Origin of the sequence: Inhella gelatinilytica (assembly GCF_016093295.1) — a bacterium.
GTDB classification, from domain to species: domain Bacteria; phylum Pseudomonadota; class Gammaproteobacteria; order Burkholderiales; family Burkholderiaceae_C; genus Inhella; species Inhella gelatinilytica.
In genome coordinates, this window is record NZ_JAEDAL010000002.1 from 346,083 (window position 1) to 371,980 (window position 25,898).

At 64.2% G+C, this 25,898-nt stretch carries 27 protein-coding genes; 17 read left to right on the forward strand and 10 right to left on the reverse strand.

What is annotated here, in order from left to right:
• The first annotated feature begins 34 nt into the window (after positions 1–34).
• The 9 genes from I7X43_RS06515 to ntrC all read left to right on the forward strand — a co-directional run bounded on the left by I7X43_RS06515 (position 35) and on the right by ntrC (position 9,071).
• Complete coding sequence (locus I7X43_RS06515) at positions 35–1,024, forward strand: YncE family protein (protein ID WP_198100376.1); 990 nt, start codon at positions 35–37, stop codon at positions 1,022–1,024.
• The gene (locus tag I7X43_RS06520; protein ID WP_198100108.1) at positions 1,021–1,782 is read left to right on the forward strand and encodes a polysaccharide deacetylase family protein; all 762 of its coding nucleotides are present in this window, start codon (positions 1,021–1,023) and stop codon (positions 1,780–1,782) included. The genes I7X43_RS06515 and I7X43_RS06520 overlap by 4 nt, the downstream gene beginning before the upstream one ends.
• Entirely contained in the window at positions 1,779–2,747 is a 969-nt protein-coding gene (locus tag I7X43_RS06525; RefSeq protein ID WP_375140387.1) for a sterol desaturase family protein, read from the forward strand. Before I7X43_RS06520 ends, I7X43_RS06525 begins: the two co-directional genes overlap by 4 nt.
• Positions 2,747–3,589 carry an EI24 domain-containing protein gene (locus I7X43_RS06530; RefSeq protein ID WP_198100110.1) on the forward strand — a complete coding sequence of 281 codons (843 nt, stop codon included), beginning with the start codon at positions 2,747–2,749 and terminating at the stop codon, positions 3,587–3,589. Before I7X43_RS06525 ends, I7X43_RS06530 begins: the two co-directional genes overlap by 1 nt.
• On the forward strand, positions 3,590–4,393 hold the full coding sequence (locus I7X43_RS06535; RefSeq protein WP_198100111.1) for a competence/damage-inducible protein A: 804 nt from the start codon (positions 3,590–3,592) through the stop codon (positions 4,391–4,393).
• Between the two features lie 151 nt (positions 4,394–4,544).
• Positions 4,545–5,963, forward strand: a complete 1,419-nt coding sequence (gene glnA / locus I7X43_RS06540) for a type I glutamate--ammonia ligase (RefSeq protein ID WP_198100112.1) — start codon at positions 4,545–4,547, stop codon at positions 5,961–5,963.
• Positions 5,964–6,034: 71 nt separating this feature from the next.
• Positions 6,035–6,493, forward strand: a complete 459-nt coding sequence (locus tag I7X43_RS06545; protein WP_198100113.1) for a hypothetical protein — start codon at positions 6,035–6,037, stop codon at positions 6,491–6,493.
• A complete protein-coding gene (gene glnL, locus I7X43_RS06550) occupies positions 6,490–7,551 on the forward strand; it encodes a nitrogen regulation protein NR(II) (protein ID WP_198100114.1) in 1,062 nt (353 codons plus the stop codon). Before I7X43_RS06545 ends, glnL begins: the two co-directional genes overlap by 4 nt.
• On the forward strand, positions 7,551–9,071 hold the full coding sequence (ntrC, locus tag I7X43_RS06555; RefSeq protein WP_198100115.1) for a nitrogen regulation protein NR(I): 1,521 nt from the start codon (positions 7,551–7,553) through the stop codon (positions 9,069–9,071). Before glnL ends, ntrC begins: the two co-directional genes overlap by 1 nt.
• On the opposite strand, the gene I7X43_RS06560 is transcribed toward ntrC, so the two are convergent.
• The gene (locus I7X43_RS06560) at positions 9,068–10,033 is read right to left on the reverse strand and encodes an MBL fold metallo-hydrolase (RefSeq protein ID WP_198100116.1); all 966 of its coding nucleotides are present in this window, start codon (positions 10,031–10,033) and stop codon (positions 9,068–9,070) included. The two genes, ntrC and I7X43_RS06560, sit on opposite strands and share 4 nt — an antisense overlap.
• 16 nt (positions 10,034–10,049) lie before the next feature.
• Here I7X43_RS06560 and I7X43_RS06565 point away from each other — a divergent pair, with 16 nt between their 5' ends.
• Positions 10,050–10,577 (forward strand): peptide deformylase, encoded by a 528-nt coding sequence (locus I7X43_RS06565; RefSeq protein WP_198100117.1) that lies wholly within the window; start codon positions 10,050–10,052, stop codon positions 10,575–10,577.
• 73 nt (positions 10,578–10,650) lie between these two features.
• The gene (locus I7X43_RS06570; RefSeq protein WP_198100118.1) at positions 10,651–12,693 is read left to right on the forward strand and encodes a DUF6600 domain-containing protein; all 2,043 of its coding nucleotides are present in this window, start codon (positions 10,651–10,653) and stop codon (positions 12,691–12,693) included.
• Here the strand turns inward: I7X43_RS06570 and I7X43_RS06575 are convergent, their stop codons facing one another.
• Positions 12,694–13,326 (reverse strand): arylesterase, encoded by a 633-nt coding sequence (locus I7X43_RS06575; RefSeq protein WP_198100119.1) that lies wholly within the window; start codon positions 13,324–13,326, stop codon positions 12,694–12,696.
• On the opposite strand from I7X43_RS06575, the gene I7X43_RS06580 reads away from it, so the two are divergent.
• Positions 13,325–14,002, forward strand: a complete 678-nt coding sequence (locus I7X43_RS06580) for an ABC transporter ATP-binding protein (protein WP_198100120.1) — start codon at positions 13,325–13,327, stop codon at positions 14,000–14,002. The genes I7X43_RS06575 and I7X43_RS06580 overlap by 2 nt on opposite strands.
• A 67-nt stretch (positions 14,003–14,069) precedes the next feature.
• Here I7X43_RS06580 and I7X43_RS06585 read toward each other — a convergent pair whose 3' ends face one another.
• From I7X43_RS06585 to msrB, 4 genes are read right to left on the reverse strand one after another with little or no spacing between them, the layout of a single operon-like run.
• Complete coding sequence (locus tag I7X43_RS06585; protein WP_198100121.1) at positions 14,070–14,846, reverse strand: peptidylprolyl isomerase; 777 nt, start codon at positions 14,844–14,846, stop codon at positions 14,070–14,072.
• Positions 14,847–14,905: 59 nt separating this feature from the next.
• Positions 14,906–15,166: a BolA family protein gene (locus I7X43_RS06590; RefSeq protein ID WP_198100122.1), complete on the reverse strand. Its 261-nt coding sequence runs from the start codon at positions 15,164–15,166 to the stop codon at positions 14,906–14,908.
• On the reverse strand, positions 15,163–15,795 hold the full coding sequence (locus I7X43_RS06595; protein WP_198100123.1) for a septation protein A: 633 nt from the start codon (positions 15,793–15,795) through the stop codon (positions 15,163–15,165). Before I7X43_RS06595 ends, I7X43_RS06590 begins: the two co-directional genes overlap by 4 nt.
• A 48-nt stretch (positions 15,796–15,843) precedes the next feature.
• Positions 15,844–16,257, reverse strand: coding sequence for a peptide-methionine (R)-S-oxide reductase MsrB (gene msrB, locus I7X43_RS06600; protein WP_198100124.1), 414 nt, complete (start codon positions 16,255–16,257; stop codon positions 15,844–15,846).
• 639 nt (positions 16,258–16,896) lie between these two features.
• Between msrB and I7X43_RS06605 the strand changes: the two genes are divergently transcribed.
• From I7X43_RS06605 to I7X43_RS06615, 3 genes are all read left to right on the forward strand, one after another.
• Complete coding sequence (locus I7X43_RS06605) at positions 16,897–18,660, forward strand: S8 family peptidase (RefSeq protein WP_198100125.1); 1,764 nt, start codon at positions 16,897–16,899, stop codon at positions 18,658–18,660.
• A gap of 95 nt (positions 18,661–18,755) precedes the next feature.
• A complete protein-coding gene (gene ubiE / locus I7X43_RS06610) occupies positions 18,756–19,490 on the forward strand; it encodes a bifunctional demethylmenaquinone methyltransferase/2-methoxy-6-polyprenyl-1,4-benzoquinol methylase UbiE (RefSeq protein WP_198100126.1) in 735 nt (244 codons plus the stop codon).
• Positions 19,484–20,380: a peptidyl-prolyl cis-trans isomerase gene (locus I7X43_RS06615; RefSeq protein WP_198100127.1), complete on the forward strand. Its 897-nt coding sequence runs from the start codon at positions 19,484–19,486 to the stop codon at positions 20,378–20,380. Before ubiE ends, I7X43_RS06615 begins: the two co-directional genes overlap by 7 nt.
• 6 nt (positions 20,381–20,386) lie before the next feature.
• Here I7X43_RS06615 and rfbC read toward each other — a convergent pair whose 3' ends face one another.
• Genes rfbC through rfbB form a run of 4 tightly spaced genes read right to left on the reverse strand, consistent with a single transcriptional unit; the run spans position 20,387 to position 23,746 of the window.
• Complete coding sequence (gene rfbC / locus I7X43_RS06620; RefSeq protein ID WP_198100128.1) at positions 20,387–20,938, reverse strand: dTDP-4-dehydrorhamnose 3,5-epimerase; 552 nt, start codon at positions 20,936–20,938, stop codon at positions 20,387–20,389.
• On the reverse strand, positions 20,935–21,819 hold the full coding sequence (gene rfbA, locus I7X43_RS06625; RefSeq protein WP_198100129.1) for a glucose-1-phosphate thymidylyltransferase RfbA: 885 nt from the start codon (positions 21,817–21,819) through the stop codon (positions 20,935–20,937). Before rfbA ends, rfbC begins: the two co-directional genes overlap by 4 nt.
• A complete protein-coding gene (rfbD, locus tag I7X43_RS06630; RefSeq protein ID WP_198100130.1) occupies positions 21,816–22,691 on the reverse strand; it encodes a dTDP-4-dehydrorhamnose reductase in 876 nt (291 codons plus the stop codon). The genes rfbA and rfbD overlap by 4 nt, the downstream gene beginning before the upstream one ends.
• Positions 22,691–23,746 (reverse strand): dTDP-glucose 4,6-dehydratase, encoded by a 1,056-nt coding sequence (rfbB, locus tag I7X43_RS06635; RefSeq protein ID WP_198100131.1) that lies wholly within the window; start codon positions 23,744–23,746, stop codon positions 22,691–22,693. Before rfbB ends, rfbD begins: the two co-directional genes overlap by 1 nt.
• Before the next feature lie 89 nt (positions 23,747–23,835).
• On the opposite strand from rfbB, the gene I7X43_RS06640 reads away from it, so the two are divergent.
• Both I7X43_RS06640 and ubiB read left to right on the forward strand, forming a co-directional pair.
• Complete coding sequence (locus I7X43_RS06640) at positions 23,836–24,324, forward strand: hypothetical protein (RefSeq protein WP_198100132.1); 489 nt, start codon at positions 23,836–23,838, stop codon at positions 24,322–24,324.
• Positions 24,324–25,880 (forward strand): ubiquinone biosynthesis regulatory protein kinase UbiB, encoded by a 1,557-nt coding sequence (ubiB, locus tag I7X43_RS06645; RefSeq protein WP_198100133.1) that lies wholly within the window; start codon positions 24,324–24,326, stop codon positions 25,878–25,880. The genes I7X43_RS06640 and ubiB overlap by 1 nt, the downstream gene beginning before the upstream one ends.
• Positions 25,881–25,898 lie beyond the last annotated feature (18 nt).

Consider the following 25,898-nt stretch of genomic DNA (forward strand, 5'->3'; position numbering starts at 1 on the left):
GTGGCGGCCTGCGCATCAGGTGGGCTGCGTGACCATGAAATTTCAGTTGGTTTTGTGGGCGGCCGTGCTGGCTGCCGGGGGCGGGCGGGCGCAGGACGCCAAACCGCCCGTTTTTGTGCTGAATTCCCTGAGCGCCTCCGTCTCGGTGATCGACCGTGATCCCTGGCGGGAGCGCACCCGCATCCCGGTGGGGAAAGAGCCCCACCACCTCTACCTGACACCCGATGAGACCAGTCTCATCGTGGCCAACGCGCGGGCAGATTCCCTGACCTTCATCGACCCCCGCACCGCTCAGGTCCAGCGGGTGGTTTCGGGCATCGCGGATCCCTATCACCTGCGGTTTTCGCCGGACATGAAGTGGTTTGTCACCGCGGCCAACCGACTGAACCATGTGGACCTCTACCGCTGGAAGGGCGTTCACGCCGAGCAGCCCTTTGAACTCGTGAAGCGCATCCCCAGCGGCCGCACACCCAGCCATTTGTTCATTGATAACGCCAGCCGAACGCTGTATGCGTCGATGCAGGACAGCGATGAGTTGTTGGCCGTTGACCTGGCCTCGCAGTCGGTCCTATGGAAAGTACCCGTTGGTAAAACACCGGCGGATATCTACCTGACGCCGGACGAACGCCACCTGTTGGTGGCGCTAACCGGCGCACGTTCCGTTCAAATTTGGCAGTTGCGTGGGGGCGAGCCGCCCAAGCTGGCCGGTCACTTCGATACGGGCGAGGGGGCCCACTCGTTCCGGTCCCTGGGCGACGGCCAGCATGTGTTGGTCAGCAATCGGGCTGGGAACACGATCTCCAAGCTGGATCTCAAGAATTGGACCCTCGTAGAGACCTACCCCGCACCGGATGGCCCCGACGACATGGACTTGCTGACGGATGGGCGAACCTTGCTGGTGACGTCCCGCTGGGCGGGGCGATTGAGCGTGATTGACCGTCAGGAGCGCAAGGTGGTGGCCCAAATCAAAGTGGGGCGATCACCGCACGGGGTCTGGACCTTGGACCACCTGCCGCGCCGATGAGGGCCCGTGCTGCGGCGCTGCTCGTGAGCACAGCCGGCACCGCGGCCGTGGCTGGGTGCGACCGACCGATTTATCTAAGTTTTGACACGGGTCACATGGGAATCGCCGAAGCGGTGGTGGCGGTTTTGGATCGGCATGAGGTGCCGGCCACGTTTTTCTTGGCGGCAGAGCCCACGCAAACGGGCGGACACAGTCTGGACGAGCACTGGATGCCGTTCTGGCGACGCCTGGCTCAGCAAGGCCGACACGACTTTGGCTCGCACACGTGGGAGCATGCCATTTGGGAGCGTGACCTGCCCAACGGCGCCATGCGTTTTCGCCTTCAGGCCGGCGTCCAAGCGCCGCGATGGGCCACTTGGGATGGAGCCGGCTACTGCACGGATCTGCAGCGTGTGGCGGATCGATTCCGGGCCCACACCGGTCAGCCCCTCGCCCCCGTTTTTCGTGCGCCGTGGGGGCTGACCTCGCCGCGCCTGCTGCACCAGGCGGCAGGGTGTGGCTGGACCCACGTGCCGTGGACTCGCGCGCTGGGAGACGACTGGGCCTCCAGTCGTGCGACGAACGCGGAGTTGCTGCGCCAGGCGATCGAACGGATGAAACCCGGGGACATTGTGTTGGCGCACCTGGGCATCTGGAGCCGCCAGCCCCCCTTGCTGCCGGAGGCCCTAGAGCCGTTGATCAGGGGCCTCAAGGCCCGGGGGTTTTGTTTTGCGGCCTTGCGCGATCACCCGCAATACCGCACCGTTTTGAGGCGCTGATGGACCGATTGCTGGAGGCGTTCGACCACGGAGCGGCGGCGATATTCCAGGCCGTGGTGCTTCCGCTGTTGCAGACCCTGGGGGCCGCCTCGGTGGCCGCTGAGGCGTACAACGGAACGGTCTGGCTGTTGGCTGGGGCGTTGCAGTTGGTGCTCATTGCGCTGGGGCTGGGCGCGTTGGAGCGCTGGCGCCCCGTTGAGCACTGGGCCGATGCGCGTGCCGTTCGGATTGACTGGGTTTACACCCTGATTCAGCGACTCGGGCTCTTCAGGTTGCTGCTGTTCTTTACGCTGGATCCGGTGGTGGACGCCGTGGCGGCCCAAGCCCGCCTGTGGGGGTGGCAGCCCTGGCATTTGGAAGGATGGGTTCCGGGGGTCACGGATCGCCCCTGCATTGCCTTTGCGCTGTACCTGGTGGTTTTTGATTTCTTGGGCTATTGGATTCACCGGGCGCAACATGCGTGGGGCTGGTGGTGGGCCTTGCATGCTGTGCACCACAGCCAGCGACAGATGGGCCGCTGGGCCGACAACCGCAATCATTTCTTGGACGATTTCCTCGGGGCGGCGCTTTTTGCCGGAGCGGGTCTGGTGCTCGGGACAGAGCCGGCCCAGTTCATGGCGCTGACCCTGGTCACGCAGACCTTTGAAAGCCTGCAACACGCCAACCTGCGACTGCACTTTGGATTCCTTGAGCGATTTTGGGTCAGCCCTCGGTTCCATCGCCTGCATCACGCCATTGGGGTGGGACATGAGTCGGACGGTCCGGGCACACTGGGGGGGCACAACTTCGGGGTGCTGCTGCCGTGGTGGGACCAAGGGTTCGGTACGGCCCGCTTCGACTCGGCCTACCCCGCCACCGGCATTCGGGATCAACTCCCAGAATGGGGTGGACGAGACTACGGTGCGGGCTTGATGGCCCAGCAATGGCTTGGTTTGCGGCGCCTTTGGCGCGCGTTGAGGATGTGATGCACAACCCTGTTCCGGTACGACGGCCCCACGCCAGTGCCTTGGCCTTGGACTCCGCCTGGCGCGCTGCGGCGTATTGCCTGCATCCGCGGGTGATGGGCTGGTCGTTGTTGCCGCTGGCTTTGGCGGCGGCCAGCACCCTGGTTTTGGGATGGTTTTTTTGGGAGTCCGCGGTGACGGCGGTGCGGGCGTTGCTCGAGGACTGGCACTTGGTGGATGCGGCGCTGCGCTGGGTTGAGCGCTGGGGCGCGAGTGATTGGCGCAGCGTGATCGCGCCGGTGATCACCCTCGCGTTGGCGCTGCCGTTGGTGATGGGACTTTCCATCGTCTTGGTCGCGGCCTTGATGACGCCGGCCCTGACGCGTTTGGTGGCCGAGCGCCGCTTTGCGGGCCTGGAACGTCGCCAGGGCGGGCAATTCTGGCTGGGCGTCTGGGGTTCACTGGGGGCAACGGTGCTGGCGCTGGCGCTGTTGCTGCTGTCCATGCCGTTTTGGCTCCTGCCCCCAGTCGCTCTGGTCGCGCCGCCCTTGATTTGGGGCTGGTTGACCTACCGCGTGTTTGCGTACGACGTGTTGGCGGATCATGCCAGTGCCGAGGAGCGCGGCCTGCTGATGCGGCAACACCGTTGGGTCCTGTGGGGCATGGGGGTGGTGTGCGGCTTTTTGGGGGCGGCACCGGCCCTCGTGTTTGCCTTCGGCATGTTGTCGATCGTGTTGGCGCCTCTGCTGCTGCCGTTCGCCATCTGGCTTTACATGCTGGTTTTCGCGTTTGCGGCTCTGTGGTTTGCGCACTTTGGCTTGGCCGCTTTGCAGCAGTTGCGGGCCGCGCCTGTGGAGATTTGAATGCGCATTGGCTTGATTGTTTTTGGCGATGAATTGCTCTCCGGTAAGCGCCAGGACGCGCACGGGCCCAAGCTCATTGAGCTCTTGGCCGAGCGAGGCCTGGAGTTGGATTGGGCCCGCTATGTTCGCGATGACCGGAGCCAGCAAGCGGCGGCCCTGCGCGCCGCCGCTGCCAGTGGCGATGTGGTTTTTTGCTGCGGTGGGATTGGGGCCACGCCAGACGACCACACGCGGCAAGCCGCGGCCTTGGCGTTGGGACGGCCCCTTCGGCCGCACTTCGAGGCTCAAGCGCTGATCCGCCAGCGAGCTGCGGAAATGGCCCAGGAGCGGGGCGAATCGGTGGTGGCCGATGATCATCCGGACATGCAGCGGCGCCTGGAGATGGGCGTGTTCCCCGAGGGCGCCACGGTGATTCCCAACCCCTACAACCGGGTGGCCGGGTTCTCCATGGGGCGGTTGCACTTTGTTCCCGGGTTTCCGGTGATGGCCCACCCCATGATGGCTTGGGTGCTGGACACCGTGTATGGCTGGCGACCCAAGCCTGTCTCGCTGCGCGAGCGATCGTGCATCGTGCAAGACGCCATGGAGGCGCAACTGACCCCGCTGATGGAGGCCGTGGAGGCCGCATTCGCCCCAGTGAAAGTCTTCAGCCTGCCGAGTGTGGACCACCCCGAATGGGGGCGCTGCATTGAGTTGGGCGTCAAAGCGGGGCGCGATGGTCAGCAGTTGGACGCGGCCTACACCGCATTGCGCCAGGGTTTGATCCAATTTGGTGCAACCATTTGCACCGACTTGGTGCGATAGGTTGTTCGCTGCCCCTGGGCAGTGCGGCCCAGTCTGCCCATAATCGTCGTTTTCCCCAGGGCTGCAGATTGGCACGATCGCTGCATGGAGAGAAATGCCGCAAGCCTGCCGGCTTGCATGACACAACCGCCGTACCCACTGGAGAGTTTGGATGGCCACCAAGACCGTTGCCGATGTGATGAAGATGGTGAAAGAGAACGAGGTCAAGTTTGTTGACTTCCGTTTCACCGACACCCGGGGCAAGGAGCAGCACGTTTCTGTGCCGGTTTCTGCGTTTGATGAGGACAAGTTCAGCAGTGGTCACGCCTTCGACGGTTCGTCGATCGCGGGCTGGAAGGGCATTGAAGCCAGCGACATGCTGCTGATGCCCGATCCCAACACAGCCAATATCGACCCCTTCTTTGAAGAGCCGACGCTGATCTTGACCTGCGACGTCATCGATCCGGCGGACGGCAAGGCGTACGAGCGCGATCCGCGGTCGCTGGCCAAGCGCGCCGAGGCCTACCTGAAGGCCTCCGGCCTGGGGGACACCGCGTTCTTCGGCCCCGAACCCGAGTTCTTCATCTTCGACAGCGTGCGCTGGGGCAATGAAATGTCCGGCTCGTTCTTCAAGATTGAATCGGAAGAAGGCGCCTGGAACTCGTCCAAAGAGTACGAGCACGGCAACAGCGGCTACCGTCCGACGGTCAAGGGCGGTTACTTCCCGGTGCCGCCGGTCGATTCCGGCCAAGACATGCGCTCGGAGATGTGCTTGATCCTGGAGCAGATGGGCATTCCCGTCGAGGTTCACCACCACGAGGTAGCGAACGCCGGTCAGATGGAAATCGGCACCAAGTTCAGCTCGCTGGTGCAGCGCGCGGACTGGACCCAGCTCCAGAAATACATCATCCAAAACGTTGCGCATGCCTACGGCAAGACGGCCACGTTCATGCCCAAGCCCCTGGTCGGCGACAACGGCAGCGGCATGCACGTGCACCAGTCCGTTTGGAAGGACGGCAAGAACCTGTTCGCCGGTGACGGCTACGCCGGTCTGAGCGACTTCGCCCTGTACTACATCGGCGGCATCATCAAGCACGCCCGTGCGCTGAACGCCATCACCAACCCCGGCACCAACAGCTACAAGCGTCTGGTGCCTGGTTTCGAAGCTCCGGTGAAGCTGGCCTATTCCGCCAAGAACCGCTCGGCGTCGATCCGCATTCCGTATGTGGCCAACCCCAAGGGTCGCCGCGTCGAGGCCCGTTTCCCGGACCCCAGTGCCAACCCCTACCTGTGCTTTGCCGCGCTGCTGATGGCCGGCTTGGATGGCGTTGAAAACAAGATCCATCCCGGCGAAGCCGCGACTAAGGACCTGTACCACCTGCCGCCGGAAGAGGACGCAAAGATCCCGACCGTGTGTCACAGCCTGGATCAAGCACTGGAGTACCTGGACAAAGACCGCGCCTTCCTGACCAAGGGCGGCGTGTTCACCGATGCCTACATCGATGCCTACATTGACTTGAAGATGCAGGAGGTCACGCGCTTCCGCATGGCCACCCACCCGGTGGAGTTCGACATGTACTACGCACTGTGATCACTGCGGGGATCTCAGCGTGAAAGGGAGGGCATCGACCCTCCCTTTTTCTTTGCCTCACAATCGAACGCATGAAGCTGCCTCTTTTTGTGCTCCTGTTGGCGACGGGCTCTGCCCAGGCTCAGTCCGTGGTCTACAAGTGCCCGGGGCCGCCGGTGCTCTACACGGATCAGCTCACGCCGAAAGAGGCCAAAGAGAAAGGCTGCACGACCATTGAGGGCGCGTCGGTTTCCGTGGTCAGCCCGCCCAAGCCCAAACCGGTCCCCGCGGCAGAGAAGCGGGAATCCAAGCCGATCGATGAGGCACAGCGTGCACGAGACGGCGAACGCCGCCGCGTGCTGGAGGGCGAGTTGGCGGACGCGGAAGCCAAGCTTGAAGCCCTCAAAAAGGACTACCGTGATGGGGAGCCCGAACGCTACGAGCGCAATCTGGCGCTCTACCAGCAGCGGGTGGCCGAAATGAAGGCGGCGATCACCCGCCAAGAGGCCGACATTCAAGCGCTCAAGCGTGAAATTGCCAAGCTGCCTTGACGCCTGACTTTTCCGCCTTCGACAGCCTGGCCACCCTGGTGCTGGTGGTCGACCCCCCGGGTCGCGTGCTGTTTGCCAACACCGCTTTTGAAGACCAAGTCCGGTTGTCTCGGCGCACCACCCAGGGGCGCTTGGCTGAGGACTGGTTTGCCCGACCGGAGGCTGTGCGCGAAGCCCTCGGAGCCGTGCGGGCCCGACGCTTTGACACCATGCGGTTCGAGGCCCAATTGCTGCGCCCCATTCCGGAAGACCCTCTCGAAGTGTGGGTTCTGGTGTCGGCGGCGGCGGGCGGCAGCGCCCTGGTCTTGGAGTTGGTGGAATCCACCCAGCAGGCCCGACACGAACGTGAGGCTTGGCGGGAAGACCAACAGCGGTCCAGCAAAGAATTGATCCGCAATCTGGCGCATGAAATCAAGAACCCGCTGGGCGGGTTGCGGGGTGCGGCTCAGTTGCTGGCCTTGGAGTTGGGGGGGGCAAGTCCCTTGCTGGAGTACACCCAAGTCATTGTTCATGAAGCCGACCGCCTGCAGCAATTGGTGGATCGACTGCTGGAGCCGCACCGACCGGTTCGGGGGTTTGAGCCCGTCAACATTCATGAGGTCTGTGAGCGAGTTCGCGCCCTGGTTCAGGCCGAGTTCCCTCAGGGGCTGGCGCTGCTGCGAGACTACGACAGCTCCCTGCCCGAGTTCTCGGGGGACCGCGAGCAGTTGATTCAGGCCCTGCTGAACGTGGTTCGAAACGCCGCCCAAGCGCTCGGACCTCAGATTCAAGAAGGCCGCCCCGCGCACATCCGACTGCGCACTCGGGTGGCGCGACAAGTCACGCTCGGCAAGCGCCTTTGCAAGTTGGCCTTGGAATTGCTTGTGGAAGACAACGGCCCCGGCGTACCGCCGGATTTGCGCGATCGGCTTTTCCTCCCCTTGGTGACAGGACGAGCCGATGGCACGGGTCTGGGTCTGCACTTGGCGCAAACCATCGTGCAGGCGCACCAGGGGGCCCTGGTGTGCGACAGTGAACCGGGTCGCACGGTGTTTCGTTTTCTGCTGCCGCTGACCTGATGAAACCCATCTGGATCGTGGACGACGACCCGTCGATCCGCTTTGTGCTGGAAAAGGCTCTCGCCCGTGGCGCCTGGCCCACCCGTAGTTTTGCGAGCGCGGCGCCGGTGCTTGAGGCCCTGGCGGCCGGAGAACGCCCCTCCTTGGTGCTCAGTGACATTCGCATGCCCGGTGAATCGGGCTTGGCGCTGCTGGCTCGCATCAAATCGGAGCACCCCGACCTGCCGGTCATTGTGATGACGGCTTTTTCTGATCTGGACAGTGCCGTGGCCAGCTTCCAGGGGGGCGCGTTCGACCACTTGGCCAAACCCTTTGATGTGGGGCATGCCGTGGCGCTGGTCGAGCGCGCTTTGGCGCAGCAGGTCGATGTGCTGACACCTGAAGAGGCGGCGAGCGCTCCGGAGATGCTGGGGCAAGCTCCCGCCATGCAGGAGCTCTTCCGGGCGATCGGGCGACTCAGCGCGAGCCCGGTCAATGTCCTGATTACGGGGGAAAGCGGCAGCGGCAAGGAACTGGTGGCGCGCGCATTGCATCGCCACAGTCCTCGCGCCCAAGGGCCATTTGTGGCCATCAATACCGCCGCCATCCCCAAAGACCTGCTCGAGAGCGAACTGTTCGGGCATGAGCGGGGGGCGTTTACCGGCGCACAAACCCTGCGCCGGGGGCGGTTCGAGCAGGCGGCCGGGGGCACGCTGTTCCTGGACGAAATTGGGGACATGCCCCTGGAGTTGCAAACCCGTTTGCTGCGGGTGCTCTCTGATGGTCAGTTCTACCGCGTCGGCGGACATGAGCCGCTGAAGGCGCAAGTTCGGGTGATTGCCGCCACGCACCAGCAGTTGGAGCAGCGGGTCAAAGAGGGGGCCTTTCGGGAGGACCTTTTCCACCGCCTCAACGTGATCCGATTGCGGATACCCCCGTTGCGCGAGCGTCGTGAGGACATCCCCTTGCTGGCGCGGGCGTTTTTGGCAAGGAGTGCAGAGCAACTGGGGGGTGAGGCCAAACGGCTGTCCGACGGCGCGCTCGCTCGCTTGCTGGCCTTTGAGTTTCCCGGCAATGTGCGGCAACTGGAAAACCTGTGCCATTGGCTGACCGTCATGGCCCCCAGCCCGGTTGTGACCGAGGCCGACTTGCCGCCCGAGTTTCGCGATCCGAGTGGAGTGGGTCATGATCGCCCCCCGCCTGCAGGCTTGCCGGCGGTGCCGGATGCATTTGCGGGAGCGATTGCCCTTCAGGTCGCCGAGGCGGCCCTGCCATCGGCAGCTGCGGGTTGGGAAGCCCTGCTGCGTCAGGACGTGGAGACCCGCCTGCGTCAAGACCGCACGCCAGTTTGGGACCTGCTGACGGCCCAGTTTGAGCGCACGCTCCTGCTGTGCGCGCTTCAGCACACGGGCGGGGCTCGCATGGAGGCGGCCAAGCGGCTGGGCATTGGACGCAATACCTTGACACGAAAGCTGCAGGAGCTGGGTTTGGACGAGAGCCCGGCGAAATCGTCTACAGCCTTGGATTCCGAGTCGGCCTAGCGCGTCGCCTCGCGCTCTGCCCAGATGGCCAGACCTTGCGCATTGAGGGCCACATCACCGGCCAGGAGATCGGCCAGCTCCCTGTCGCTGTGCTGGCAACCATGGGAGCGCAGGCTCTGGATGTAAAGCGCCAACAAGGCGGAGCGGCGCTCGGAATCGGTGTGCGTACGAGCCGGCCCCCGAGTTAACGCAACCATGTCATCGATGAGTCCGGTCAGCAGGGTGGCCAAACGCTGGGGCTCGGCGACGGGGCCGTAATGGGTCGGAAAGATCCAGGCCGGATTTCGCTCAAGCATCCGCCGGATGGCGGCCTTCATGGCCTCGGGTTCAAACTGAACGGGTGTGGTGGAGGGCAGAGACCAAGGCTTCCCGTCGACATCAAACTCGCGAAACGACATGCCAAAGGTGTCACCGGTAAACCACCCGCGGCTGCGGGCATCCCAAATGCAATGGTGGTGCCGGGCATGTCCCGGGGTGTCGATGAGGACCAAGGGCCGGCCCGCCAATTCGATGATTTGTTCGTCCTGGCTCGCTTGGCAGCGATCCGGCGCGACCGGCTGCAACTCGCCATACGTGCGCCGCATCTCCGCTTCGCCGTACACCGCCAGCGCACCCGCCCACAGTTGGGTGGGGTCCACCAGGTGCCGCAGGCCGCGCGGGTGAACCAGCAGCGTGGCGCAGGGAAGCGCGGCCATGAGTTGGCCCATACCCCCGGCATGGTCCAAGTGCACATGGGTTGGGATGACCCAATCCACGGCATTGCGCGCAACGCCCAGCGCCTCCAGGGCCTCCAGCAGACGTGGGATGGCAGCACGCGGGCCACAGTCGATGAACGCGGCCCGGCCGGCTTCGATGACCAAGTAGGCGGCGTCGTATCGGGGGCGGTAAAACCCCGTGTCGATGGCGTAAATGCCGTGGCCCACGAATTGGGTGTGATCGGGAAGAATGGACGCTGAAGTCATGATGGGAGCGTAGCGGATGACGATTCGAGAAATTCTGAAAATGGGAGATCCGCGGCTCTTGCAGGTGGCCGAACCGCTGCCCGACGCGCTGTTTGGTACGGTCGCGTTGGCCACCCTGATTGAAGACCTGCGCGACACCATGAAAGCGGCCGGTGGCGCCGGGTTGGCGGCGCCCCAAATTGGGGTTTCTTGGCGTGTGGTGCTGTTTGGTTTTGAGCGATTGGCCCGCTATCCCCAGGCAGAACCCGTACCGGAAACCGTGTTAATCAACCCGGAAATCGAAGTGCTGGCCGACGAGGGCCATGAAGAGGGCTGGGAAGGTTGTCTGTCGGTGCCGGGCCTGCGGGGTGTGGTGGAGCGGCCAATGTCCGTTCGGTATCGTGGGCGAGATGCGCAAGGGGCTTGGTTGGAGCGGGAGGCTCGCGGTTTTCACGCGCGGGTGGTGCAGCATGAATGCGACCACTTGGACGGCGTGCTTTACCCCATGAAAGTGCGCGACTTCCGCCGGTTCGGATTCACTGAGGTCCTGTTCCCCGGTACTTGATCGGTGCACCGGACCGGGGCGTGGCGCGTTGGGGTGCCATCGCACGCCTCTTTTGAGCCTTGGAGGGTTCATCATGTCCAAATCCCTGCCCAAACCCCTGCGGGTTTGGTTCTGGTTTCAAGCGTTGCTGCTACTGGCCCTAGTCGCGCCAGCTTGGGCAGATCCCCCCACGCGTGTGCTGCGGGTGACCGAAGTGGGGGGCGAAGCCTGGTGGTTTGACCCGGATCAGCGCGAATGGCAACCCCTGATGCGCAACCAGTCCCTGGCGGAAGGCGACCGGGTGCGGGTGGACGCCCAAGGTCGCGTTGGGCTGCGGGTGGGGGCCAGCAGTTTGTGGCTGAGCGAATCCAGCCAGTTCGAAATTCTGCGTTTTGACGACGAACGCATGGATTTGGCGCTGGACCAGGGGGCGCTGGCCGTGCGCTGGGTGGGGGCTGAGGCGGCGCGCGAAGCGCAAGTGCGCACCCGCGATGGCCGTTTTCTCTTCGAGCAACCCGGCGCCTACCGCATCGACCAGTTGGGTCGCGGCAGTCGTGCGCAAGCCTTTGAGGGGCGGATGCGGTTCGAGGGTCGAGGCAGTGCCGATGCGCCGGTTTGGCTGGATGCGCCGGAGCAGGCTGAACTTTGGTGGGACGGGGGGCCGCGGGCCGAGCGCAGTCGCCTCTTGCGTCATGACGCCTTCGGTCAGTGGTTGGTGAGTGAGCTGGGGTTCGGCCGGGGCGAGCGTGAGAGCGAGCGGGTGGCCTACCGGTACGTGTCTCCCGACTTGACCGGGGCCGATGAGTTGGATCGTCATGGCCGCTGGGAATCGTCGACGGAATACGGATCGGTGTGGATCCCGTTGCGCGTCGAAGTGGGCTGGGCGCCCTATCGCTATGGGCGCTGGCACTGGAGTCGTCATTGGGGCTGGACGTGGGTCGATGACCTGCCCTGGGGCTATGCCACCTCACACTATGGGCGCTGGGTGTATTGGCGCAACCGCTGGTGCTGGTCTCCGGGACACCGGGTTCCTCGCCCTGTTTTCGCCCCGGCGCTGGTCGCTTGGGTGGGCTCTGGCAACGTGTCGGTTGGTGTGAGCTTGGGCAGTCGCTGGGCTCCGCCCGTGGCCTGGGTTCCTCTGGCCCCCCGGGAGGTCTATGTGCCGTGGTACCGACACAGCCCGGACTATTGGCGCCGTTTCAATCCGGGCGTCGAACATCGCCCGCACCGCCCTCACGAGCCGGTGGTTCCCATTCATCGCCATGTTCCGGGGGCCGTGAGTGCCTTTGATGAGCGGCCCGAAGGCCGCGGCCGTGGGGAGGGCCTGGGCCGCCCGATCGCGGTTCGTGACGAGCAGGTCGTACGGGAGCTGGCACCGCTGCAGCATGGGCCGGCGCATGGGGGTCCGATGCCTCAGCGCCCTGCCCAGTCAGCGGATGAGTGGCAACGCCCGCAGAACCCAGGGCGTTGGAGTCGCGATCCGCGCGACGGGAACGAGGCCCGCGACAGCCGACTCGGACGAGAAGGCCGTGACCCCGTCGCGCCGACGGTGCCCCGGGTACCGCTGCCGGGTGGACGCCGTGACGACGACGGGACGGAGCGTGAGCGTCCCACCGTTCGCCCTGCGCCGCGCCCGGAGGTCCGGAGCGATCCCCGAGAAGCACGGGGCGACTTCGTTCGCCCGGATCCCCGTTTGGAGGATACGCGCCCGGACATGCGCCGGGATGCGCGCCCAGAAACCCCCCGAGTCGAGCCTCGATTTGAGGCTCAGCCCCTGCCGCTGCCGCAGCGGTCCCGTGTCGATGAGCCCCTCGCGCCGGCGCCGAATTCCAGCCCGGCTCCATTGTGGGGTGGTTCGGCCCGTGAACGCGCCGAACGCAACGAGCAACGCCCGGAGCAACGTTTGGAGCGGACTGAACGCCAGGATCGATTCGAGCGACCGGAGCGTGATATGGACCGGCCTCGCAGCGCGCCAGAGCCTCGTTTCGAAGCTCCGCGTTCAGAGCCGCGACGAGTCGACGGGCCCACTCGAATGGACCCGCCGCGTGTCGAGCGCCCCGAGACCCGCCGCGAAGCGCCGGAGCGCAAAGAAAAAGACAAGGAGCGTGAGGACAAACGTCGCGAACGCGAACGCTGACTACAAGAATTTCTGTAAGACGGCCCACACGGTGTCACACATCACGGGGTGGGCTTTTGCGAGAGGGTGAATCCGGTCGGCCTGAAACCACGCGTCGGCATTCGGTTGGTCCGCGACCCCAGCGAGCAAGAACGGCACCCACGCAACCTTTTCTTCGCGGGCCAGCTCGCCAAACAAGGCGGCGAAATCCTGGGTGTAACGACTGCCGTAATTGGGTGGCACCTGCATGCCAATCAACACAGCCTGAGCACCGGCCGCACGGACCGCGCGAATCATCTGGCGAAGATTGTCCCGGGTGTGGCTCAGTGGCAGTCCGCGTAGCGCATCGTTGCCCCCGAGCTCAATCAAAACGTGGGTGGGGCGCTGTTGGGTTAGCAAAGCGGGCAAACGGCTGCGCCCCCCGGCCGTGGTGTCGCCACTGATGCTGGCATTGAAGACCGTGGTGCCGGGGCGTTCGCGCTCAAGGCGGCGCTCCAGCAGTCGCACCCATCCGCTGCCCTGGGCGATGCCATATTCGGCCGAAAGGCTGTCGCCGACCACCACCACATGCCGGCGCTTGGGCAGAGCCCCTTGGGCACCAGTGACCGCGATCAGGCCGCTACAGTGGGCCATCCAGTTTCGCCGATTCACCATGTCCGATCCCACTCTGTTGGAAGTTCAAGCCCTGACCAAGCGTGTCCCTGACGCCCAGGGCGAATTGACGATTCTGCATGAGCTCTCGTTCCAGGTTCCCGCGCGCACCACACTGGCCATCGTCGGGGCATCGGGCTCGGGCAAGAGCACGCTCTTGAGCTTGTTGGCGGGTTTGGACTCACCCAGTGGGGGACAGGTTCGGGTGGCGGGGCAGGCCTTGTTCGAACTCGATGAGGACCAACGGGCGGCCGTGCGTGGCCAGCACATGGGTTTCGTTTTTCAGAACTTTCAGTTGCTGCCGCACCTGACCGCGCTGGAAAACGTCATGTTGCCCTTGGAGTTGAGGGGAGTTCGCGATGCAGCCGAGCAGGCACGTCAAATGCTGGTGCGCGTGGGTTTGGAGGAGCGATTGACCCACCGGCCCCGGGTGTTGTCCGGCGGCGAGCAGCAGCGAGTCGCGCTGGCGCGGGCCTTTGTGGTGCGCCCGCAGTTGTTGCTGGCGGATGAACCCACCGGCAGCTTGGATGCGGCCACCGGCGCCCGGATCATCGACCTGATGTTTTCGCTGAACGAGTCGGAAGGTACGACGCTGATCCTTGTGACCCACGAAGCCTCGTTGGCCGCGCGGTGTGCGCGTCAGTTACGTCTTGAGGGCGGTCGACTGGTCTCGCATTGAGGCTGTCGCCGGGGCTCCACCCAGAAAAAAACCGCCCGAGGGCGGTTTTTTCATGGTGTCCGGGGGGTCAGTCGAACTTGTAATCGGTCTTGGCGCCGTCGAACAACTTCTTTTGAAACTCGGCCCAGCGCATTTGTTGCAGGCGCTGCAGAACCTGTCCCTTCACATCAGCAAAAGGCGGGAACTGGGCCTCACGGGTGTCGTCCAAGCGAATCACGTGGTAGCCGAACTGGCTCTTCACCGGGTTCTGGGTCAACTCGCCTTTCTTCAGGGCGATCATGGCTTGGCTGAACTCGGGCACGTAGCTGTTGGGGTTGGCCCAGTCCAAGTCACCGCCCCGAGCCGCCGAGCCCGGGTCCTTGCTCTTGCTGGCCAGGTCTTCGAACTTGGTGCCACCATTGAGTTTCTTGATGATGTCGATGGCTTCGGCTTCCGTTTCCACCAAGATGTGGCGTGCGCGGTATTCCATACCGGCTTGCGCCGCCTTGACCTTGTTGTACTCGGCTTCGGCGTCGGCGTCAGTCACCGGACTGGTCTTGGCCACGGCGGTTTGCAGTTCGCGCATCATGATGGCTTGGCGAGCCAGTTCCATCTGAGCCTTGAAATCGGCACTGGCGGGGATGCCGCGGCGCTCGGCTTCTTGGATCAGTACTTCACGGCGCACCACCTCGTCCTTGGCTTGCTTTTCAAGCTCAGGGGTGCGGGGCTGACCGTTCTTGGTCACTTGCTGGATCAGGGCTTCTGCACGGGCCTTGGGCACGGGCTTGCCGTTAACCGTGGTGATGTTCTGGGCTTGAGCAGCGAAAGAGGCCGACAGCAGCAGAGCGAGCAAAGACAATTTCATGGGAACAGTCTCAACACACCGCGCCCAAATAAGCGCGAGAGGGGTCAAAAAAGAAGGCCTCAGTCCTCGTTGGGGGCCAGGGCCAGAAGATTCAGCGCATGGATGCGCTGGGCGGGCAAAGAGCCCAAAGCATCATAAATGAGGCGGTGGCGCGCCACGCGGCTCAGTCCCGTAAAGCGCGGGCTCACCACCCGGAGCTTGTAATGGCCCCCTTCTTTGGCGCCCGCGTGCCCCGCGTGGGCTGCGCTGTCATCGATCAATTCGAACGTTGTGGCGTCCAGGGCGACGCGCAGGGGCTCAGCCCATGGGGGAAGACTCATGATTGGGGGTCCGAAGGGGTATCAGGCAAGTGGCGCGAGAGGTATAGGCCCTGCGCCAGGGTGAAGATCAGGAACAAACCCGTGGCGCCAAAAACCTTGAAGTTCGCCCAGGTCGACGTGTCGAATTGGTACGCCACGACGAGGTTCAGTGCGCCCATGGCACTGAAGAAACCGATCCAGGCCCAGAGCAGGCGGTTCCACACCGCATCGGGTAGGGTTAGATCCTTCAGCATGGCGCGGAGCGGATGGAGTCTGAAAAAGGTCACACTGATCCAGAACCCCAACGCCATGGCCCAATACAGTCCTGTGGGCTTCCACTTGATAAACGTTTCGCTGCGAAAGTAAACGGTGAGCGCACCCAAAACCAAGACCAAAGCCAGGCTGATCCAGAGCATGGTGTCGATTTTTTCGCGGCGGAGTTTGAGCACCAGCACCTGAATCAGGGTCCCCAGAACCACCGCGACGGTGGCCAACAACACCGGAGCTTCCGTGGCGCCCACTTGGCCCCCCACCACGATCCAGCCCAGCGCCTGGCTGGCCCAAAGTGCCGCCTGCTCACGGTGGGCTTCAGCCGTCTTGAAGACCACAAAAAAGAGCGCCAGGGGAAAGAAGTCCAGCAAGAGTTTCATCGTGCGCACCAAAAAGGCCGGCATCGCCGGCCTTTTTGGCCTGTGGGGTCAGGGGGAGGGGTCAAATTTTAAAGCGGCCGAGTTGATGCAGTAGCGCTCCCCCGTGGGAGCCGGGCCATCGTCGAAGACATGGCCCAGGTGGCTGCCACAGCGTGCGCAGCGGACTTCGATTCGATGCATGCCATGGCTGAGGTCTTCGATGCGCTCAATTTGAACGCCCGGTGCGGCCTCAAAAAAACTGGGCCATCCGCAGCCCGCGTCAAATTTGTCGGCGGACCGAAACAGGCTGGATCCGCAGCCCACGCAGCGATAGTCTCCGCGAGCCCAATGGTTCCAAAAAGCTCCGGTGAACGCGCGCTCGGTCGCCCCTTCGCGGGTGACCGCGTAGGCTCTGGGGTCGAGTTGACGTCGCCAGTCGACATCACTCTGGGTGAATGGGTATTCGTGGCGTTCGGGTTTCATGGTGAGTGGGCGGTGGGGGGGGAAGCCGGAGAGCGGAAGGGTCTGCCGAACCTCGCGTCACCCGGACAGACGCGGGAGGTGATCACAGCGGGGTCATATGGGACATGGATCAGATCACATTCGACCGTAACCAACTGCCAAAGAGGACACCCGAAAGGGGGTTGGTCTCGACGAGTAGAGGCCGGGCAAGCCCTCGGTCGAATTGGTCGCAAACCCGCTTAGGCCCGCTGGTTTGTGGCAGTGCGCTCGGGCAACCTCAATGCGCTAACCCCAAATTATGAGCAACATGGGTTGATGGGGCGCGTCGAGGTGCTCAGGGCCTTGTGCCGGCGCCTTGGCGGAACCCCCTAAATGAGTGTCGGAAATTCCCTGTTGGGGAACGTCCGGATCATTTTGTTACCGGTGGTTACGCCAAAAGAAGGATTGACATCCTAGACTGCGACCCACTTTGAAACAGGCGAACCCTGAATTGAAGTGAGGCCTGACGCAAGCCTTCAGTGACCGATCGGCGCGCCTGGATGGGCGTTGGTTTGGGAGCGCGGTGGCCCAGCCACCCATTGTGCAGTGTGTCGGTATTCCCGTTCCGCAGTCTGCCACGCCCCGACCCCGGGGCATTCCGTGATTTTCCTGGAGCATTGAATGTCCATTTCGAAGAAGGCCCCGAAGCGGGCCCTGTTGTCCTTGGCGGCCACCCTGGCCACGCTCGCCCATGCGGGCGGTACGGACTTGCAAACCGTGTCGGCTCAAAACACGACCGACCGTTTGATCGTCAAGTACAAGGACGGTCGCACGGACGTGCGCGCAGCCAACTCGCAAGGCGTGGCCATGCGGGCTGCTGCCGAGCGCGGCCTGGGTATGAGTGAATTGAAGACCAACGGCCTCGGCGCCAAGGTCTTCAAGCTGAACAAGAACGCGTCGGTGGCTGACCTGCGAGCCATGGCCGCGCAGATGATGGCCGAGGACGCCGACATCGAGTACGCCGAACCCGATCGCCGCATGTTTGCCTTGATGACCCCGAACGACACGGACTTCAGCAAGCTCTGGGGAATGGGCTCGGGCAACGGGGGCATTCGCGCCACCACCGCCTGGGACAAAGCCACGGGCGCGGGCGTGACCGTGGCCGTGATCGACACCGGCATCCGCACCCACACCGACCTGACGGGTCAGGTCGTGGCCGGCTACGACATGATCAATGACACGGCCGTGGCCAACGACGGCAATGGCCGCGACAGCGACCCGGCCGACCCCGGCGACTGGATCGCTGCGGGCGAATGCGGAACGGGCTCGCCCGCCAGCAACAGCAGCTGGCACGGCACCCACGTGGCCGGCACCATCGCCGCCAAGGGCAACAACAGTGCGGGCGTGATCGGTGTGGCCTTCAACGCCAAGATCCAGCCGCTTCGCGTGCTGGGCAAGTGCGGCGGCTACACCTCGGACATCGCCGACGCCATGATTTGGGCGTCGGGCGGCACCGTCTCCGGCGTGCCGGCCAATGCCACGCCCTCCAAGGTGTTGAACCTCAGTCTGGGCGGCAGCGGGGCTTGCGACACCACCAGCCAAAATGCCATCAACAGCGCCCGTTCGCGTGGTGCCACAGTGGTGGTGGCGGCGGGTAACGACAACATGAATGTCAGCAACGCCAGCCCGGCCAACTGCTCCGGCGTGATCGCCGTGGCCGCCGTGGGCCCGACCGGCGGCCGTGCCTCGTATTCCAACTACGGCACGCTGATCGACGTGGCGGCCCCGGGCGGTGAAATGAGCACGGGTTCGGCCAACGGTATCTACTCGACGCTGAACGCTGGCACCAAGGCACCGGGCACCGAGAACTACGCCTACTACCAGGGCACCTCGATGGCCACCCCGCACGTCGCCGGTGTGGCGGCGCTGCTGTACGAAAAGAAGCCCACCATCACCCCGGATGAGGTGGAGAGCACGCTGAAGACCACGGCGCGCGCCTTCCCGGCCACCTGCAGCGGCTGCGGCACCGGCATCATCAATGCCGACGCGGCGGTGACGGCGGTGATGGGCGGCGGCACGACGCCGCCTCCGGCCACCACGATGAACGAAACCGAGTCGAATAACACGACCGGTACGGCCAACCTGGTGTCGACCAGCGGCATCACCGTGAACGGCAGCCTGTCCTCGACCACCGACACGGATTACTTCCGCGTCAACCTGCCGGCGGGCAAGACGCTGACCTCGGTGCTGAACGGCGGTACCAAGGACTATGACTTGTATGTCTACAACAGCGCGGGGACGCAGATTGGTTCCAGCACCAATGGCGCCGGTTCGACCGACACCGTCAGCGTGACCAACACGGGCACCACGACGATTGCGCGCTATGTTCGGGTTAAGTACTACAGCGGTGGTACGGGCACCTACACCTTGAAGCTGACCTGGTAAGCCTTTGGGTGGCCAGGAAAGAGCCCCGCCTCGGCGGGGCTCTTTTTTTTGCGCCGACTACACTGACGACCCCGTTTTTTCGGGGTGGATGAATCATGAGCAGCAAGACGCATTTCGGTTTTCAGCAGGTGGATGAGCAAGACAAGGCGCGCCGTGTGCGCAGCGTCTTTGACTCGGTGGCGTCGCGTTACGACCTGATGAACGACATGATGTCCGCCGGTGCTCATCGGGCCTGGAAGGCCTATGCCGTGGCGGTTGCGGGTCTCAAAGGCGGCGAGAGGGTGCTGGACATTGCTGCGGGGACCGGGGACTTGACCCGAGCCTTTGCCCGCCGGGTGGGGCCGCGCGGTTTGGTGCTGCACAGCGACATCAATGAAGCCATGCTGCGCACCGGACGGGACCGTCTGCTGGACGACGGCGTGTTGACCCCCAGCCTGTTGGCCGATGCTGAAGCTCTCCCTTTTGCTTCGGGCCAGTTCGATTTGGTGAGTGTGGCCTTTGGCCTGCGGAACATGACGCACAAAGAGCAGGCCTTGGCGGAGATGAATCGCGTGCTCAAACCCGGCGGGCGCCTGATGGTTTTGGAATTCTCCAAAGTGGTCGCCCCGCTGCAAAAAGCTTATGACTGGTACAGCTTCGAGGTGCTGCCCCGCCTGGGTCAGTGGATTGCGGGCGATGCCGAGAGTTATCGCTACCTCGCGGAGTCGATTCGCATGCACCCGGATGCTCCCACGCTCAAGGGCATGATGAAAACCGTCGGTTTCGGTCATGTGGATGTGCACCGGCTGACAGGGGGCGTGGTGGCGCTTCACGTTGGCGTGAAGTGCTGAGGCAACGCGCTGCCCTGCGACCCTCGGGCTGGGTGCTCGCGGGCTTGCTGGCGCTCGGCGCCTGCCAGCCCAAGGCGCCCTCGGATGCCGTGATGGTGGTGAACCACGAGGTGTTGACCCAGAGCGATGTTGCGATTGAGCGGACGCTGTGGCCGGCTTCCACCGAACGTCAGGCGCTGGACCAAGCGATTGACCGGCGTTTGGCCGCCCAACGCGCGGTGAGCTTGGGTTTGCATCGTGAACCCTGGGTGCTGGAGCGACTGGAGGCGGTGCGTGCCGAGGTGTTGCGTCAAGCGCTGCGGGAGACCGTGGAGGCCGAAGTGCCCACGTTGGCGCCAGGGGCGGTGCAGGCCCTGTACGACGCCCACCCGGCGCTGTATGCCCAGCGGCGTTTGTACAACTTGCGCCGCTTGGACCTGGAGCTGCCTTCGGAGCGCCGCTCGGCGGTGCAGAGCAAAGTCCTCGCCGCCAAGCACTTGCCCGAACTCATGACGGCGTTGAAGTCGGAGCGGGTCAAGGTACAAGCGCACCAACTCGTGGCCACGGGCCCTGAGTTGCCGGAGAAATTGCGGAACGCGCTGGCCACACTGGCCGAAGAAGGGCGGCACTTGGTGCCGACGGCCAAAGGGCTTGAGGTGTGGTGGGTGGTTAGTGCGCGTGCACAGCCCATCAGCTTGGAGCGAGCCCGACCGCAGATTGAAGCGCAGCTCATCGAGCGATGGCGCAAAGCCCGCTGGCAACAGGAACTGGCCAACCTGCGGGCCACGGCCACCCTTCAGCCGCTGCAGGCCCCAGCGGCCCCAGCGGCAATTCCCGCGACCCGAGAGCCCTCGACCCCAATGAAGGGATTGCCCCCCTCATCGCAGCCCGGCGCGATCGAAACCTACTGATCGGCCTCAGGCCAACGGGGTCATTGCCCGGAGGGACTCCCCCCGCAAATCTTTCTCTGCCAACTGCGGCGGCTGGCCGACCTCCGGCCAGGTGATGCCGATGTCCGGGTCGTCCCAGCGCACGCAGCCTTCGGCGTGCGGGGCGTAGTAATCCGTGGCCTTGTACAGAAAGTCGGCGGACTCGCTCAGGGTCAGAAAGCCGTGACCAAAACCGGGCGGAATCCACAACTGACGGTGGTTGTCGCCACTGAGCTCGACCCCCACCCATTGCCCAAATGTGCCGCTGCCGGCGCGCAGGTCCACCGCCACGTCGAAAACCCGGCCGGCAACGCAGCGAACCAACTTGCCTTGGGCGTGCGGGCTGCGCTGATAGTGCAGGCCGCGCAGCACGCCCTGGGTGCTGCGGCTGTGGTTGTCTTGGACGAAGCGCACGTCGGCGCCGACGGCGGCATTGAAACGGGCCGCGTTCCAGCTTTCCAGGAAGAAGCCGCGAGCGTCGCCAAAGACCTTGGGTTCCAGGATCAGGACGCCGGGCAGGTGGGTTTGAATGACGTTCATGGGTGCTGGCGGGTGAGGCCCTGTAGGTATTGGCCGTACTGCGTTTTGGCCAGCGGTGCGGCCAGCCGCAGCAGTTGTTCGCTGTCGATCCAGCGTTGGGCGTGGGCGATTTCTTCCGGGCACGAGACTTTGAGCCCTTGGCGCTTCTCCAGCGTGGCGATGAACTGCCCGGCCTCAAGCAGGCTGTCGTGCGTCCCCGTATCCAGCCACGCGTAGCCCCGACCCATGATGGAGACATGCAACTGCTGTTGCGCCAAATACCGCGCATTCAGATCGGTGATTTCGAGCTCGCCCCGTGGGCTGGGCTTCAAGTCCGCCGCCAAGTCACAAACCTGGGTGTCGTAGAAATAGAGCCCCGTCACGGCGTAGTGGCTCTTGGGTTGCTGGGGCTTTTCCTCGATCGACACGGCACGCTGTTGGCCGTCAAACGCCACCACACCATACCGCTCGGGGTCGGTGACGTGGTACGCAAAGACCGAAGCGCCCGTCTGGCGGGCATCCGCCTCTTTCAGCAAGACCGGTAGGTCGTGCCCGTAAAAGATGTTGTCGCCCAGCACCAGGCTGGACGGCGAGCGGCCAATGAAGTCGCGCCCAATCAGGAAGGCCTGCGCCAAACCATCAGGGCTGGGCTGCACGGCGTACTGAATGGTCATGCCCCACTGCGAGCCATCGCCCAAGAGCTGGCTGAATCGGGGGGTGTCTTGGGGTGTTGAGATGAGCAGCACGTCCCGAATCCCCGCCAGCATCAGGGTGCTCAGCGGGTAATAGACCATGGGCTTGTCGTACACCGGCAGCAATTGCTTGCTGACGGCCAGCGTGGCCGGGTGCAGGCGGGTGCCAGCGCCGCCGGCGAGGATGATGCCCTTGCGCGAAGTCGTCATGTCAGGATCTCGGTCAACAGGCGCCGCACCCCTTGCTCCCAAGGGGGTAAACGCAGGCCAAAAGTGGATTCAAAGCGGCGACAGTCCAGGCGCGAATTCAGTGGACGCGGGGCCGGTGTGGGGTACTCGGCGCTGGGGATGCCCTGTACCTCGCTGCACTGCAAGGCTTGGCCCTGGGCCTTGGCCAAGTCGATGACCCAGCGCGCGTACTCGGCCCAGTTGGTTTCGCCCGCTGCACAGCAGTGGTAGGTGCCCCCGACCTCGGGACGAAGCAGCAAGCTGCGCAGGGCATGGGCCGCGCAGTCGGCCAGCAGTTCGGCGCCGGTGGGCGCGCCCACCTGGTCGTTCACCACACGCAATGCCGGGCGCTCTGCAGCCAAGCGCAGCATGGTTTTGGCGAAGTTGCCGCCCCGGGCGGCATAGACCCAGGAGGTGCGCAGGATCAAATGCGCGCAGCCGCTGGCGCGAATGGCATCCTCACCCGCCAGCTTGGTCCGCCCATAGACGGACAAGGGCCCGGTGGCCGCCGTTTCATCTCGCGGTGCGCACCCGCTGCCGTCAAAAACATAGTCGGTGCTGTAGTGCAGCAGCGCCGCGCCCGTGTGGGCCGCCCATTGCGCCAAGCGACCGGGGGTTTCGGCGTTGATTTGCCGCGCCAAGTTGGCGTCTGATTCGGCCTTGTCGACCGCCGTGTAGGCGGCGGCATTCACGATGACGCGCGGGGCGAGGGCCTGAAGGCGCGACAGCAACGCGTCGGGTTGAGCCAAATCGCCGAGTTCGCGATTCCAGGCGTGCAACTCACCCAAGGGGGCCAGCGCACGCTGCAGCTCCCAACCGACTTGGCCGTTCGCCCCCAAGAGCAGGATCTTCATTACGCGTACTGCTTTTCCATCCAATCACGGTAGGCGCCACTTTGCACGCGCGCCACCCAAGCGGGGTGATCCAGGTACCACTGCACGGTCTTGCGGATCCCGGTTTCGAAGGTTTCTGCCGGCCGCCAGCCGAGCTCCCGTTCGATCTTTCGGGCATCAATGGCATAGCGGCGGTCGTGGCCCGGGCGGTCCTTCACGTAGGTGATCAGGCGGGCGTATGGTCCTTCGCTGCTCGGCCGCAATTCGTCCAGCAGGGCGCAAACGGTCCTGACGATGTCGAGGTTCGCCTTCTCGTTCCAGCCCCCAACGTTGTAGGTTTCACCCACTCGCCCGCGGGCGAGTACGGCGCGAATGGCGCTGCAATGGTCTTTGACGTACAGCCAATCGCGGATCTGCTGACCGTCGCCATAGACGGGAAGGGGCTTGCCGGCCAGCGCGTTGACGATCATCAGCGGGATCAGTTTCTCGGGGAAGTGGAACGGGCCGTAGTTGTTGCTGCAGTTGGTGGTGAGTACGGGCAACCCGTAGGTGTGATGCCAGGCGCGCACCAAATGGTCGCTGGCGGCCTTGCTGGCGCTGTAGGGGCTGTTGGGCTCGAACGGATGGGTTTCGGTGAACGCCGGGGCATCCGGCGTCAAACTGCCGTACACCTCATCGGTGCTGACATGCAGGAAGCGAAAGTCGCTGCGAACATCCTCCCCCAACCGGGTCCAGTAGGCGCGGGCCGCTTCGAGCAAGGTGAACGTGCCCTCAACATTGGTCTTGATGAACGCACCGGGACCGTGGATGGAGCGGTCGACGTGGCTCTCCGCCGCGAAATGAACGATGGCGCGCGGCTGATGGGTGTCCAGGAGTTGATCGAGGAGGGCCCGGTCGGCGATGTCGCCGTGCACGAAATGGTGACGCTCGTTCCCCGCCAGGCTGGCGAGGTTGTCGCGGTTCCCTGCGTAGGTCAGTGCGTCCAGCGTGATGACCTTTTCGGCGGTCTGGGCAGCCCAGTCCAGCACAAAGTTGCTGCCAATGAAGCCGGCGCCGCCGGTGACCAAAATCGTCATGAAGTCGGGGAACGGCCCGCACGGCCGTTGCGAAAGAGCGCGAACGAAGCGCGCATCGTAGCGCCGGGGCCTCCCTAGAATCCCCTCCCATGCTGATTCAATCCCTTGCCCCCGCTCTCCAGGAACAATTGATCCTCTGGCTCAACCACGTGACCAGCCGCGAACCGGTGGCCATGGGCAAGCTCAAAGACTTTGTGGGCCGGCGCTTGGCGGTGTCGGTCGGCGGGGCGCCAGCGTGGGCGCCCAGCCTGCCGGATTTGCATGTGCGGATCACCCCCGCCGGTTTGTTCGAACGCATCGAGCCCCATGAGCCAGGGGAGCCCGCGCTGTGCATTGAGGTGGACGCCTCCAACCCCCTGCAGAGTGCCTTCGCGATGATCAAAGGGCAGCGCGAGGGCATCTCGGTTCGCGGCGACGCCGCCCTGGCCGGGGTGGTGAATTGGCTGTTTGACAACCTCCGCTGGGATCCGGCCGACGATGTGGCCCAGTTTGTTGGGCCCGCACCCGCCCACATGTTGGAACAAATGGCCACGCAGGTGCGGGCGGCTGTGCAGAGTTTTCTGCAGCGGCGTCCTTGATGCGTCGCTTGTTGCGTCTTGCGCTGATCGTCTGGACGGTTCTGCGCTTCGGTCTGGATGACCTGGCCCTTTCGGGTTTCCAAGGGCATCGCAAGGCCCGGTGGCTGCGCGGACTGATGGGCTTGGGGCGTAGTTGGGATCAGCCGCGGGGCGTTCGCTTGCGGTTGGCCCTTGAGCGTTTAGGCCCCATCTTCGTGAAGTTTGGGCAGGTGTTGTCGACGCGACGAGACCTGGTGCCTTTGGACATCGCCGAGGAATTGGCCAAGTTACAGGACCGGGTTCCGCCCTTTCCGGCCGCGCAAAGCCAGCGCCTGATTGAGCGGGCTTTTGGCCGGCCGGTGGAGGCCCTGTTTGCGCGCTTCGACCCCGAGCCCGTAGCGTCGGCATCCATTGCGCAAGTTCACTTCGCACAGTTGCACGACGGTCGTGAAGTGGCAGTCAAAGTGCTGCGCCCCGGCATGCTGGACATCATTGAGGATGATCTGGCTCTGCTGCGCATAGTGGCGGCCTGGGTGGAGCGTCTGAGTGCGGATGGGCGGCGCCTCAAGCCCCGCGAGGTTGTGGCCGAGTTCGACATGTACTTGCATGACGAACTGGACTTGGTGCGCGAAGCCGCCAATGCCGCCCAGTTGCGCCGCAACATGGAAGGCTTGGATCTGGTGCTGGTGCCCGAAATGGTGTGGGACCTGTGCACCACGGAGGTGCTGGTCATGGAGCGCATGCACGGGTTGCCGATCAGCCGGGTGGACGTGTTGCGAGACGCCGGCGTGGACATCAAGAAGCTGGCCCGAGACGGTGTGACCATCTTCTTCACCCAGGTCTTCCGCGATGGCTTCTTCCACGCCGACATGCACCCGGGCAATATTTTGGTGAGCGTGGAGCCGGCCACCTTCCAGCGCTACGTGGCCTTGGATTTCGGCATCGTCGGTACGCTGTCCGAGACCGACAAGGACTATCTGGCGCAGAACTTTGTCGCCTTCTTCCGTCGAGACTACAAGCGCGTGGCGGAATTGCATGTGGAGTCTGGCTGGGTGCCGGCCGAAACGCGGGTCGATGCGCTGGAGGCGGCGATCCGTACCGTCTGTGAGCCCCAGTTCGAGAAGCCGCTGAAGGACATCTCGTTGGGCCAGGTGCTGCTGCGGCTTTTTCAAACTTCACGCCGATTTAACGTGGAGATTCAGCCGCAACTGGTCTTGCTGCAAAAGACCTTGCTCAATGTGGAAGGGCTGGGGCGCCAACTGGATCCCGATTTGGACCTGTGGGCCACGGCCAAGCCCTTCCTGGAGCGCTGGATGGACGAGCAAGTCGGCGCCCGAGCCTTGGCGCGGGTCCTGCGCAAAGAGGCGCCACGCTTGGCGCAGTTCCTGCCGGAGTTGCCCCGCCTGCTGCATGACGCACTCAAAGCTCAAGCTCAGGGGCAGGGCCAGGCCGAGCAACAGGCCTTGATCCGCGAACTGCGTCGCACGAACCGGGTCCTGCAGTCCGCGTTGTGGGCCGGCGCGGGTTTCGTGGCCGGCATGGCCGTGGCGGCTTTGGCCCTGCGGTTTTGGGGCTGAGGGTCTAAACGGGGGCTC

Excerpts from the sequence above, each read along its gene's own strand:
- I7X43_RS06535 (WP_198100111.1), top strand. The coding sequence starts at position 3,590 with ATGCGCATTGGCTTGATTGTTTTTGGCGATGAATTGCTCTCCGGTAAG.
- ubiB (WP_198100133.1), top strand. The coding sequence starts at position 24,324 with ATGCGTCGCTTGTTGCGTCTTGCGCTGATCGTCTGGACGGTTCTGCGC.
- msrB (WP_198100124.1), bottom strand. The coding sequence starts at position 16,257 with ATGAAACCCGAACGCCACGAATACCCATTCACCCAGAGTGATGTCGAC.
- I7X43_RS06530 (WP_198100110.1), top strand. The coding sequence starts at position 2,747 with ATGCACAACCCTGTTCCGGTACGACGGCCCCACGCCAGTGCCTTGGCC.
- I7X43_RS06520 (WP_198100108.1), top strand. The coding sequence starts at position 1,021 with ATGAGGGCCCGTGCTGCGGCGCTGCTCGTGAGCACAGCCGGCACCGCG.
- glnA (WP_198100112.1), top strand. The coding sequence starts at position 4,545 with ATGGCCACCAAGACCGTTGCCGATGTGATGAAGATGGTGAAAGAGAAC.
- ntrC (WP_198100115.1), top strand. The coding sequence starts at position 7,551 with ATGAAACCCATCTGGATCGTGGACGACGACCCGTCGATCCGCTTTGTG.
- I7X43_RS06545 (WP_198100113.1), top strand. The coding sequence starts at position 6,035 with ATGAAGCTGCCTCTTTTTGTGCTCCTGTTGGCGACGGGCTCTGCCCAG.
- I7X43_RS06570 (WP_198100118.1), top strand. The coding sequence starts at position 10,651 with ATGTCCAAATCCCTGCCCAAACCCCTGCGGGTTTGGTTCTGGTTTCAA.
- I7X43_RS06565 (WP_198100117.1), top strand. The coding sequence starts at position 10,050 with ATGACGATTCGAGAAATTCTGAAAATGGGAGATCCGCGGCTCTTGCAG.
- I7X43_RS06590 (WP_198100122.1), bottom strand. The coding sequence starts at position 15,166 with ATGAGTCTTCCCCCATGGGCTGAGCCCCTGCGCGTCGCCCTGGACGCC.
- I7X43_RS06580 (WP_198100120.1), top strand. The coding sequence starts at position 13,325 with ATGTCCGATCCCACTCTGTTGGAAGTTCAAGCCCTGACCAAGCGTGTC.
- rfbC (WP_198100128.1), bottom strand. The coding sequence starts at position 20,938 with ATGAACGTCATTCAAACCCACCTGCCCGGCGTCCTGATCCTGGAACCC.
- rfbD (WP_198100130.1), bottom strand. The coding sequence starts at position 22,691 with ATGAAGATCCTGCTCTTGGGGGCGAACGGCCAAGTCGGTTGGGAGCTG.
- I7X43_RS06585 (WP_198100121.1), bottom strand. The coding sequence starts at position 14,846 with ATGAAATTGTCTTTGCTCGCTCTGCTGCTGTCGGCCTCTTTCGCTGCT.
- rfbA (WP_198100129.1), bottom strand. The coding sequence starts at position 21,819 with ATGACGACTTCGCGCAAGGGCATCATCCTCGCCGGCGGCGCTGGCACC.
- I7X43_RS06560 (WP_198100116.1), bottom strand. The coding sequence starts at position 10,033 with ATGACTTCAGCGTCCATTCTTCCCGATCACACCCAATTCGTGGGCCAC.
- I7X43_RS06640 (WP_198100132.1), top strand. The coding sequence starts at position 23,836 with ATGCTGATTCAATCCCTTGCCCCCGCTCTCCAGGAACAATTGATCCTC.
- rfbB (WP_198100131.1), bottom strand. The coding sequence starts at position 23,746 with ATGACGATTTTGGTCACCGGCGGCGCCGGCTTCATTGGCAGCAACTTT.
- I7X43_RS06595 (WP_198100123.1), bottom strand. The coding sequence starts at position 15,795 with ATGAAACTCTTGCTGGACTTCTTTCCCCTGGCGCTCTTTTTTGTGGTC.
- ubiE (WP_198100126.1), top strand. The coding sequence starts at position 18,756 with ATGAGCAGCAAGACGCATTTCGGTTTTCAGCAGGTGGATGAGCAAGAC.
- I7X43_RS06515 (WP_198100376.1), top strand. The coding sequence starts at position 35 with ATGAAATTTCAGTTGGTTTTGTGGGCGGCCGTGCTGGCTGCCGGGGGC.
- I7X43_RS06605 (WP_198100125.1), top strand. The coding sequence starts at position 16,897 with ATGTCCATTTCGAAGAAGGCCCCGAAGCGGGCCCTGTTGTCCTTGGCG.
- I7X43_RS06575 (WP_198100119.1), bottom strand. The coding sequence starts at position 13,326 with ATGGTGAATCGGCGAAACTGGATGGCCCACTGTAGCGGCCTGATCGCG.